This is a genomic window from Aquipuribacter hungaricus (assembly GCF_037860755.1).
Taxonomy (GTDB): Bacteria; Actinomycetota; Actinomycetes; order Actinomycetales; family JBBAYJ01; genus Aquipuribacter; species Aquipuribacter hungaricus.
Genome location: NZ_JBBEOI010000134.1, coordinates 1 through 9,749 on the forward strand (window position 1 = coordinate 1; position 9,749 = coordinate 9,749).

Consider the following 9,749-nt stretch of genomic DNA (forward strand, 5'->3'; position numbering starts at 1 on the left):
CGAGGACCGCGCCGCAGCCGAGGACCGCGCCGCAGCCGAGGACCGCGCCGTCGACGTGCCCGCCCGCCCCTGACCTGGGTGGCGGTCGCGTCACCCGGGCCCCGTCAGTGCGGCCCGTGCCCCCGGGCCTCCCCGGCGCAGCGCGCGCACGTGCCCGACAGGGCGACGTGCGTGGGCTCGAGGACGAACCCGTCGCTGGCGAGGACCCGCGCCGCGACGTCGTCCAGCAGGTCGCCCGGCAGGTCGGTCACGGCCCCGCACGAGCGGCACGACGCGTGCAGGTGGGGGTCGGTGCGCCGGAGCAGGTGGTAGGCGGTGCCGCCGTGCCCGACGTGCACGTGCTGCAGCACCCCGAGCTCGCCGAGCGCCTCGAGGGTCCGGTAGACGCTGGCCCGGTGGACGCCGGGGTCGAGCGCGGCGACGGCACGGACCACGTCCTCGGCCGCGTGGTGGCCGGCGTCGCGGGCGAGGACGAGGAGGACTGCGCGCCGGGGCCCGGTCATGCGCTCGCCGCGCGCCCGCAGCAACTCGGCGACCTCGGCGACGACCTGCTCGGCAGGCGCGTCGACCGTGTGCACTGGGTGGGCTGGCCCCGGCGGCCTGTCCCGGCCCTGCTCCCCGTCGAGCGTGCTGGCCCCCGCGGGCGCCTGCTCGTCGGCGGGGGACAGGGGGTGCGGCACCGGCCCAGTGTGCCGTGGCGCCCGGCTCACCCTGGCCCGGGTCCGTCGTCGGCCCCGTCGGCCCCGTCGGCCCCGGCGGCCCCAGCGGCCCCGGCGGGACCGGCAGCCCCGGCCGGACCGGGAGCGGTGACGGCCAGCCGTGCCCGGTCCTCCGTCAGCGTCTCGATGACGAGCACCCGGTGCAGGCCCCGCCGGCGCAGGGCGGTGAGCAGCCGGTCGGTCGGGCCGACGACGAGCAGCCCGGCGCCCTTGGCCCGGGCCAGCCGGTGCAGGCCCAGGAGCAGGCCGAGCCCGGCGGCGTCGAAGGCCACCACCCGGTCCACCCGGAGCCCCACCAGCGCGTGGTCGTCGCACAGCGCAGCCACCGCGCGGCGCAGCCTGACGGCCTCGGCCGGGTCCAGCCGGGTACCGACGTCGAGCTCGACGAGACCGGGCACCGACCGCGGCGGCAGCAGCCGGGGCCCGGTGGGCGACAGGGGCTGGTCGGGGAGGGCGGGCGCGGGGTCGCTCACGTGCCTCCTCCTGCCGGTCCGGGTCCGCGGGGCCGGGACCGTCAGGACCGGGTACCCCGACCCTGCGGCGCCCACGCACCGGCAGCCCCTCGCGCCGGGCGCCGCCGTGCGGTTGCCTGTGCGCATGGACGCCCAGCCCTCCCGGTCCGCGTGAGCACCCCCCGGCCCGTCGCGGTGCTCGTGCGCCACGGCGAGACCGAGTGGAGCCGCACGCACCGCCACACCGGCCGCACGGACATCGAGCTCACCGAGGTCGGCCGCGAGCAGGCCCGGCTGGCAGGGGCGACGCTGGCCGGGCGGGAGTACGCGCTCGTCCTGTCCAGCCCGCTGGGCCGGGCCGTCGAGACCTGCCGCGCCGCCGGTCTCGCCGACCGTGCGGAGCTCACCCCCGACCTCGCCGAGTGGGACTACGGCGACGCGGAGGGCCTGAGCACGGCCGAGATCCAGGAGCGCACCCCCGGCTGGACGGTGTGGACGCACCCGGTCGGCGGGACCGGCGAGACCGTCGCCCAGGTCGGCGAGCGCGCGGACCGGGTGATTGCCCGGATCGAGGCGGCGGGAGGCGACGTGGCGGTCTTCGCCCACGGCCACATGCTGCGGATCCTCGCCGCCCGCTGGCTCGGGATGCCCGCCGACGGCGGCCGTCACTTCGCCCTCGGCACCGCGACGGTGAGCGAGCTCGGCTACGAGCACGCCAACCGGGTCGTGCAGTCGTGGAACGACGACGCGCACCTGCGCTAGGTCAGAGACCGAGCCGCCGGCACGGCTGGCAGAACGTCGACAGCCCGACGTAGGCGAAGTCCGGCCACAGCTCGGCCCACGAGGCCACCGGGTCGGTGCAGACGACGACGGCCGTGCCCTGCTCCTCGTTGGCCACGCCCACGCCGTTGTCCAGCCGCGCCTCGAGCGTGCAGGACTCGAACGAGCGCCGCAGCAGCTCCTCGCTCACGTGCCCCTGGCCGTGGCCCTGGACGAGCACGACAGCGGTGGTGACGCCCTCGGCCGGGCGGGACAGCTCGTGGAGGGCGTTGTGCCCGCTGACGACCGGCGGCAGGCCCAGGTCGGGGCCGTACCGGTCGAGCGCCCCCGCCTCGCCGTAGTTCTCGGCGACGAGCACCGCGCGCGCCCGCTGCCCCGGCGGCAGGGCGTCGACGACCTCGGCGACCTGCGCGACGTAGCGGGGCCAGCCGACCTGGTCCCCGACGGCGGGGTTGAGCAGCGGGACCGGGGACAGAGCGAGCACCGAGGCGGGCAGCAGCGGCAGCGCCACGAGGGCCGAGGTGACGACGTTGATGACCAGCAGCCGGCGCAGCCGCACCGTCCGCAGCCGCCGCGCGGCGCCGCCGACCTGCTCGAGCCACCGCTCGGCGGCCACGGAGCCGACCGCGTACAGCACGAGCAGGAACCCGGTCGTGTAGTAGAACTGCCCGGCCACCAGCAGGAGCAGGACGGCCGCGACCACGTAGGCCGTGCCGAACGCGCGGACCGGTCGCAGCCGGGGGCTCCGCCACAGTGCGACCAGGCCGGCGCCCCAGACGACGGCCCCAGGAGGGCCGACCGACAGCAGCTGGCCGGGGACGAACACCCAGCGCGCCGCGGCGCCGGTGAGCGAGCCCGCCATCTGCAGCTGCGGCAGGCCGTTGACCATCTGGTAGACGAGGTTGGGCGAGCCGACGACGACGGCGACCAGCGCGGCCAGCCACGGCCAGCGGGTCGCCAGCAGCCGGCGCGGGCCGGAGACCAGCAGCCCGGCCGCGAGGGCGAGCAGCAGCAGCAGGACGAGGTGCTTGTTGTAGAGCCCGAGCCCGGCGACGGCGCCCGCGAGCAGCCACACCCGGGGCTCCCCGCGCAGCACGGCGCGGCAGACCAGCCACGCGGTGAGCACCCACAGCGGCCAGTCCAGCGAGGCCGTGAGCAGCAGGTGCCCGCTGATGAGCGGCCCCGCCCCCGCGGCACCGAGCGCGGCGATGACCTGGGCCTTGCGACGGCCGCCGAGCTCGCGCGCGAGCAGCGCCAGGAGCAGCGCCAGGGCACCCAGCAGCACGGCCGCCGGTACCCGCAGGGACCACACGGAGTCCCCGAGCAGCGCGATCGCGCCCCGGGCGAGCAGGGGCGTGAGCGGCGGCTGGTCGACGTACCCCCACGCCGGGCTGTCCGACAGCTGCCGGAAGTACAGCTCGTCGCGGTGGTAGCCGTAGCGGCCGGCGAGGGCGAGGAGGACGGCGACGAGCGCCACGGCGACCGCCCCCACCTCGCGCAGCGCGTACGCCGGCAGCGGGGCCCCGGGCACGGGGCCGACACCGGCCCACAGCCCCGCCGGCGGCCTCGCGAGGACCCGGGAGGGCGCACGGGAGGGCCCCCCGGTCACCGACGTCACCTGCTCGGGGTACCCGACCGGCCCCGTCCTACGCATCGCGGACCCCCGGGGCGCTCAGGACGGGGCACCTCCCGGCCGATACGGCACAGGTGGACCGGGAGGGACGTCGTCGCGCTGCCCCGTCCGTGGGCCGGCTGCCGCGTCCCCGCACCCGTGCAGACCGCGCTGCGGTCACCCGTGCCGGGACCGCCCGTGCTGCTGCCGACCCCGCCGCGACCGACCGCGACGGCACCGCCCGAGCCGTGACCGCCCGAGCCGTGACCGCCCGAGCCGTGACCGCCCGAGCCGTGACCGCCCGCACCTCGACCGCCCGCACCGAGACCGCCCTCACGAGGGCCGCCCGCACCGGGACCGCTCTCACGGGGGCCGCCCGCACCCGGACCGACCTCGCCGCTGCACCCGGTCGGCCCCGCAGGTGGGGCCCGCTGCTGCTCGCGACCGCCTGCGCCGTGTCGGTCCTCGTCGGCCTCGCGTCCGGTGTCCTGCTCCTCGCGGCCCCGGCGGGCTCCCGCGGGGCGACCGTGCTCACCGGCGTCGCCATCGCCGCCGCCTGCGTGCCCGCGGGTCTCGGGCTGCTGCTCGCCCGACGCTCGGCCCACCCGGACCGGCGCCTCGCCCTCACCCTCTTCGCCGCCGCGGTCCTGTCCTACGGCCTCGGTCAGCTGCTCAACGGCCTGCTCGGCTGGGCCGGCCCCCGGGCGTTCCCTGGTCCCGGGGACCTCGTCGCCAGCGCCGCCGCGCCGCTGCTCCTGGCCACGTTCGCGGCGGCCCCGCTCGTGTCCCGCACCGCCCTGCCGGTCACACGCCTCGTCGTGGACGGCGTGCTGCTCGGCGTCGTCACGTCGCTGTGCCTGTGGTCTCTGGTCGTGCCGGTCGGGCTGCAGACCGGTGCCGGCTGGCCCGTGCTGCTGCTCGTCGTCCTCGGGACGGGCCTGTCGGTCGGCCTGCCGCTGACGGCCGCGGTCCGCTCGGGCGGCGTGCTGCTGCCGCTCGTCGCGCTGTCGGTCGTGCTGTTCGCCGGCGTCGACATGCTCACGGTCGCCGCGCGGCTGGGGGTGGCGCTGCCGCCGGTCCTGCACGGGGCGGGGCTGTTCTGGCACCTGTGCCTGCCGGTGCCGATGGCCCTGGGGCTCCGGGCGTGGGCGACGCGCTCCTCGCGCCCGGTCGACCTGGCCACCCGGGACACCGACGCGCGCACCACGACCGTGACCTCCGCGCTGGCCGGCGTGCTGCTCGTCGTCGTCCTCGTCGGCAGCGGCCTGCCGACGACCGACCGGGGCAGTCTCCTGCTCAGCGTGGGCGTCGTCGTCCTCGTCTTCGGCCGCGAGGTGCTCCTGGTCACCACGCAGCGGCTGCTGCTGCAGCAGATGACCCGGCAGGTCATGGTCGACCCGCTCACCGGCCTGCAGAGCTCGCTGGCCCTGCGCGAGGTCACCGCCACCGACGTCTCCGCCGTCGTCGCGCTCGACATCACCGGCCTGGACTCCGTCAACCAGGTCTACGGCCGGGCGGTCGGCGACGACCTGGTGCGGGCGGTCGGCCACGCGCTGCGCGGCTGCGTGCCCTCCGGCGTGCCCTGCTACCGCGTCGGCGGCGACGAGCTCGCGGTCGTCCTGCCCGTCGGTGCCGGCGACGACGCCCTCGCGCTGGCCACGGTGGTCCAGGCGGTCGTGGCCCGGCAGGTCCGGATCGGCAGCACCGACCACGGCCCCCGGCTCGCCGTCGGCGTGGCGCGCGCCGAGGGCGGCGCGGGGCCGTTGGCCACCGTCCTGGAGGACGCGGTCGGCTCGATGCAGCTGGCCCAGCAGCGCCGCTCCACCGTGCCGGTGCTGCACGACGCCTCCCGCAGCGTCGCACGCCAGCGGCGCACCACCCTGGAGCAGCGGCTGCCGACGGCCGTGTCCGAGGGCAGGATCACGGTGCTCGCACAGCCCGTCGTCGACCTGGCGACGGGGGTCGTCGTCGGCGTCGAGGCGCTGGCCCGCTGGCACGACGAGACGCTCGGCCACGTCTCGCCGGTGGAGTTCGTCGAGGCCGCCGAGCACACCGGGGTGATCGACGCCCTGGGCGAGCACGTGCTCCGCACCGCCGCCCGCGCCGCCGCCGACAGCGGCCTGCTCGCCCGCGGCCTGCGGCTGTCGGTCAACGTGTCGCCCATCCAGCTGCGCAGCGCCCGTCTGGTCGGGCTGGTCACCGAGGTCATGGACGAGCACCGCTTCGCGCACGGCCAGCTCACGCTGGAGGTCACCGAGTCGGTCCTGCTCGACGAGGACGGGCCCGCCGTGGAGCACCTGCACGCGCTCGTGCGCCTCGGGGTGGCCGTGGCGATCGACGACTTCGGCGCCGGGCACGCCTCGCTGGGCTACCTGCGCCGCGTCCCCGCCCACCTGCTCAAGCTCGACCGCTCGCTGGTGGTCGCCGCCGGGAGCGACCCCCGCGCCCGCGCGGTCCTGCAGGCAGGGCTGGAGCTGTGCGCCGGCCTGGGCATGATGAGCGTCGTCGAGGGGGTCGAGACCTCCGACGTGGCGCTCGACATGTCCCGGCTCGGCGCGGACCTCGGTCAGGGCTGGCTGTGGTCGCCGGCGGTGGCGTTCGACGCGGTGGTGGCCCTGCTCGACCGCTCGACCGAGCTCGCCGCCCAGCGCTGACGGCGCTCCTGCCCGGCGCGGTCGCGCCCCTCAGCCGCCCGTGCGCTCCGCCGGCAGCCGCGTCGGCAGACCGAACCGCTCGAACAGCGCCGTGTCGAGGAACGACGTGATGGCGCTGATCCGGCCGCCGGTCACCTCGAGCACGTGGACCGCCCACGCCTGGTGCCCGTCCCCGTCGTCGGCGGGGCGGTACTGGGCGTAGGCCGGGCAGCCGTTGGCGCCCGTGGTCTCGACGATGCGTGACCCCCGGCACCCCGCCCCCGGCCCGAGCATCCACGCCCCGACGTCCTGCGCACCGCGCAGCCACATGGCGAACGGGGGCATGTTCTGCGTCGCGTCGGCGTGCAGCAGCGCGACGAACGCGTCGATGTCGTAGCGCTCGAAGGCGTCGACGTAGCGCTCGAGCAGCAGCCGGTGCTCCTCGTCGAGCGGGTCGAGCGGCTGCGGGTCGGCGTGGTGCTGCGCCATGGTCGCCCGGGCCCGCTGGAGCGCGCTGTTGGCCGAGGCCACGGTGGAGCCCAGCAGCTCGGCGGTCTCCTCGGCCGAGAAGCGCAGCACCTCGCGCAGGATGAGCACCGCGCGCTGGCGCGGGGGCAGGTGCTGCAGCGCGGCCACGAACGCCAGCCGCACGCTCTCGCGCTCGCCGGCGAGCTCGGCCGGATCGGTCACCGCCGGGGAGGCCCCCCGCCAGGGCAGCGGCTCGAGCCACTCCTCGTGAGGGCGCACGTCGGCGAGCGAGCCGACCACGGGGGCCGAGGGCCCGCCGATCTCCAGCGGGGTGGCCCGGCGGCGCCGGCTGCTGATGGCGTCGATGCAGACGTTCGTCGCGATCCGGTACAGCCAGGAGCGCACGCTCGACCGGCCCTCGAAGCCGGCCTGCGACCGCCAGGCGCGCACCAGGCACTCCTGCACCGCGTCCTCGGCGTCGTGGACCGAGCCGAGCATCCGGTAGCAGTAGCCGGTCAGCTCGCCCCGGTAGGCTGCGAGCTCGGGGTCCATCCCGCCGGGCTGGGCAGGCGGGCCGTGCACCTCGGCACCCGTCGTGGTCGTGCCGTGCTCGGCGAGCTGCGTCATCGCGGTCCTCCCTGGTGGCCTGCGACGACGCTAGACCCGGGCCCCGACACAACGCGAGGGTCGTGCGGGAGCCCGGCGGCGGGGGGTGCCCCGCACGGGCGTCCCGGTCGACCCGGCCGGGGGTGCGCGGGGTGGCCGCGGGGGGTCGTGAGCAGGGACCATCGGGGGGTGCCCCTCCACGACACGCACCGGGTCCGCCGCTCCGGCGCGGGCCGCCCGATGGTGCTCGTGCACGGGCTCGGGGCGTCGTTCGACTGCTGGCGCGAGGTGGAGCCCCTGCTGCGGCGGCACCGCGAGGTCGTCGTCATGGACCTGCCGGGGTTCGGCGCGGCGGAGCCCCTCGGCGGCGACGTGAGCATCGACGCCTTCGCCGACCACCTGGCGGACCTGCTGGAGGACGAGGACCTCCTCGACGCCGACCTCGTGGGCAGCTCGATGGGCGGGGAGGTGGTGCTGGAGCTGCTGCGGCGCGGCGTCGGCACGGGGGACGTGGTCGCGATCGCCCCGAGCGGCTACTGGGGTCCCTGGGGTCTCGCGTGGTTCAGGGTGGTGGCCTGGAGCGCGACAGGACTGGTGACGGCCCTGCGACCGGTCGCGCACCACGTCATCGGCAACCCGTGGGGACGGCGCGTGCTGCTCCGGCCGCTGTCGCCGGTCCCGGCGCTGCTGCCGGAGATCACCGCCGACGCCACCCACACGTTCGGCAACACCCACGGGTTCCTCCCCGCGCTGCGCCACCTCGGCGGGCGGCGCGACCCCGTCCGCGTGCCCGCCGGGACGGCCGGTCCGCGGCGGGTGAGCATCGTCTGGGGCCGTAGGGACGGGCTGTGCCTGCCCGGGCAGGCGTCGGCCGCCCTCGAGGCGGTCCCGGACGCGACGCTGCACTGGCTCGACGGGTCCGGCCACCTGCCCCCGTGGGACGAGCCGCAGGCCACCGCCGAGCTCCTCCTGCGGGTCACCGGTGCTGTGTCCGCCCCTGATGACAGTCTCGCCTGATGCAGCTGGACACGGTGAGGAACATCAAGCAGGAGTGGCTCTCCCGGGTGCGCCCGAGCGACCTGGACATCGCGCCCGGCGGGGGCGCAGACCGCGCCGGTGCCCCGGGGGCGCGGGTGGGGGCCGTGGGACCGGTGGCGCTCGGCGCCGCGCCGGCCGGCAGCGGCTATGCCCTGGCGGTGCGCTACCGCGAGGACGGTCCGCTGGTCGCGCGGCTGGTCGAACGGCTGAGGGACGAGGTGGGCGACGGCGAGATCGACGTGCGCGGCATCGGCCCCGTGCGCCCGCTGCCGACCCGTCCCACCCCGGGGCAGCTGCAGGGCCGGCTCCGCCCCCTGGTGCCCGGGTGCTCCGTCTGCCACGAGGCCGACACCGCTGGCACCCTGGGCGCCGTCGTCCGCCGCGGGCAGGAGCAGCTGCTGCTCACCAACGCGCACGTCATCGCCCGCTCGGGGCTCGCGTCGGCGGGCGACGCCGTGCTGCAGCCCGGGCCCGCCGACGGCGGCACCGCGCGCGACAGGGTGGGCGTCCTCGACAGCTGGGTGCCGCTCGAGGCCGACGCCGCCAACCGGGTCGACGCCGCCCTGGCCCGCCTCGACGCCGGGATCGAGGTGGACCCCGCCGGCCAGCCGACGACGACGGCCGAGCTCGACGGCGACGAGCTCGTCGAGAAGCTGGGCCGGACCACCGGGTTCACCAGCGGCCGGGTGACCGCCATCGAGGTGGACGACGTGGTCGTCGACTACGGCGAGGTGGGCCTGCTCCGCTTCGACGGGCAGATCGAGGTGTCCGGCACCGCCGGCGCGTTCTCCCGGGGCGGCGACAGCGGGTCGCTCGTGCGCCTGGCCGACGGCGGCGCCGCGGTCGGGCTGCTGTACGCGGGCAGCGAGCGCGGCGGCCCGGACGGCACGGGGCTGACCTTCTGCAACGACATCTCCACCGTCCTCGACGCGCTGGGGGTGGTCCTCTCGGGGGCTCGCTGAGGACAGGCTCCCCGCGGCGGGGGCCTCGGGGTGACAATGGCGGGAGGCGCGTGCCGCGCCGACCGCCGACGAGGAGACCCCGTGAGCGACCGAGACGCCGCGCGCGCCGCCAAGGACCAGCTGCGCACCCGCCTCGCCCCCGTGCTCGGCGTGGGCGGGATCGGGATCGGCCGCAGGCCCGACGGCTATGTCGTGACCGTGGACGTCACCGACGAGGCCCACACCACGCAGGTCCCCTCCAGCTGGGACGGCGTGGACGTCGAGGTGCGGGTCGTCGGGCGGATCACCCCGCTGGGGGTCCCGGCCACGGGAGACACCGCGGGGCTGCCCGGCCTCCCCGAGAGCGACGCAGACGCCCGGGCGGGGCGTCCCGGTCCCGACCGTCGCACGGCGGAGCGACGCTCCACGGGGCGGGCACCGGCCCGCCAGGCCGAGCGGCGGCCGACCTCGGGCGAGCGGCGGACCGCGGCGGCCGACCG

General features: G+C 77.3%; 9 protein-coding genes. 5 read left to right on the forward strand and 4 right to left on the reverse strand.

Annotated features, from left to right (window positions below):
- Nucleotides 1-104 precede the first annotated feature (104 nt).
- Together WCS02_RS13345 and WCS02_RS13350 are read right to left on the reverse strand one after the other, a co-directional pair.
- Complete coding sequence (locus tag WCS02_RS13345) at nt 105-680, reverse strand: Fur family transcriptional regulator (protein WP_340294027.1); 576 nt, start codon at nt 678-680, stop codon at nt 105-107.
- Nucleotides 681-706: 26 nt separating this feature from the next.
- Nucleotides 707-1,192: an STAS domain-containing protein gene (locus WCS02_RS13350; RefSeq protein ID WP_340294029.1), complete on the reverse strand. Its 486-nt coding sequence runs from the start codon at nt 1,190-1,192 to the stop codon at nt 707-709.
- Between the two features lie 150 nt (nt 1,193-1,342).
- Between WCS02_RS13350 and WCS02_RS13355 the strand changes: the two genes are divergently transcribed.
- Nucleotides 1,343-1,933, forward strand: a complete 591-nt coding sequence (locus WCS02_RS13355; RefSeq protein ID WP_340294031.1) for a histidine phosphatase family protein — start codon at nt 1,343-1,345, stop codon at nt 1,931-1,933.
- A 1-nt stretch (nt 1,934) separates the two neighbouring features.
- Here the strand turns inward: WCS02_RS13355 and WCS02_RS13360 are convergent, their stop codons facing one another.
- Nucleotides 1,935-3,560, reverse strand: coding sequence for a glycosyltransferase family 39 protein (locus WCS02_RS13360; protein WP_340294033.1), 1,626 nt, complete (start codon nt 3,558-3,560; stop codon nt 1,935-1,937).
- Between the two features lie 281 nt (nt 3,561-3,841).
- Here WCS02_RS13360 and WCS02_RS13365 point away from each other — a divergent pair, with 281 nt between their 5' ends.
- The gene (locus WCS02_RS13365; protein WP_340294035.1) at nt 3,842-6,217 is read left to right on the forward strand and encodes a putative bifunctional diguanylate cyclase/phosphodiesterase; all 2,376 of its coding nucleotides are present in this window, start codon (nt 3,842-3,844) and stop codon (nt 6,215-6,217) included.
- Between the two features lie 30 nt (nt 6,218-6,247).
- Here the strand turns inward: WCS02_RS13365 and WCS02_RS13370 are convergent, their stop codons facing one another.
- Entirely contained in the window at nt 6,248-7,291 is a 1,044-nt protein-coding gene (locus WCS02_RS13370; protein WP_340294037.1) for a sigma-70 family RNA polymerase sigma factor, read from the reverse strand.
- A 168-nt stretch (nt 7,292-7,459) separates the two neighbouring features.
- On the opposite strand from WCS02_RS13370, the gene WCS02_RS13375 reads away from it, so the two are divergent.
- The 3 genes from WCS02_RS13375 to WCS02_RS13385 all read left to right on the forward strand — a co-directional run.
- Nucleotides 7,460-8,287 carry an alpha/beta fold hydrolase gene (locus WCS02_RS13375; protein ID WP_340294039.1) on the forward strand — a complete coding sequence of 276 codons (828 nt, stop codon included), beginning with the start codon at nt 7,460-7,462 and terminating at the stop codon, nt 8,285-8,287.
- Nucleotides 8,287-9,270, forward strand: coding sequence for a chymotrypsin family serine protease (locus WCS02_RS13380; RefSeq protein ID WP_340294041.1), 984 nt, complete (start codon nt 8,287-8,289; stop codon nt 9,268-9,270). Before WCS02_RS13375 ends, WCS02_RS13380 begins: the two co-directional genes overlap by 1 nt.
- Nucleotides 9,271-9,351: 81 nt before the next feature.
- On the forward strand, nt 9,352-9,749 hold a 398-nt coding region (locus tag WCS02_RS13385; RefSeq protein WP_340294043.1), incomplete at its 3' end, for a hypothetical protein.

Coding starts and splice junctions, on each gene's coding strand:
- WCS02_RS13380 (WP_340294041.1), top strand. CDS start 8,287: ATGCAGCTGGACACGGTGAGGAACATCAAGCAGGAGTGGCTCTCCCGG.
- WCS02_RS13370 (WP_340294037.1), bottom strand. CDS start 7,291: ATGACGCAGCTCGCCGAGCACGGCACGACCACGACGGGTGCCGAGGTG.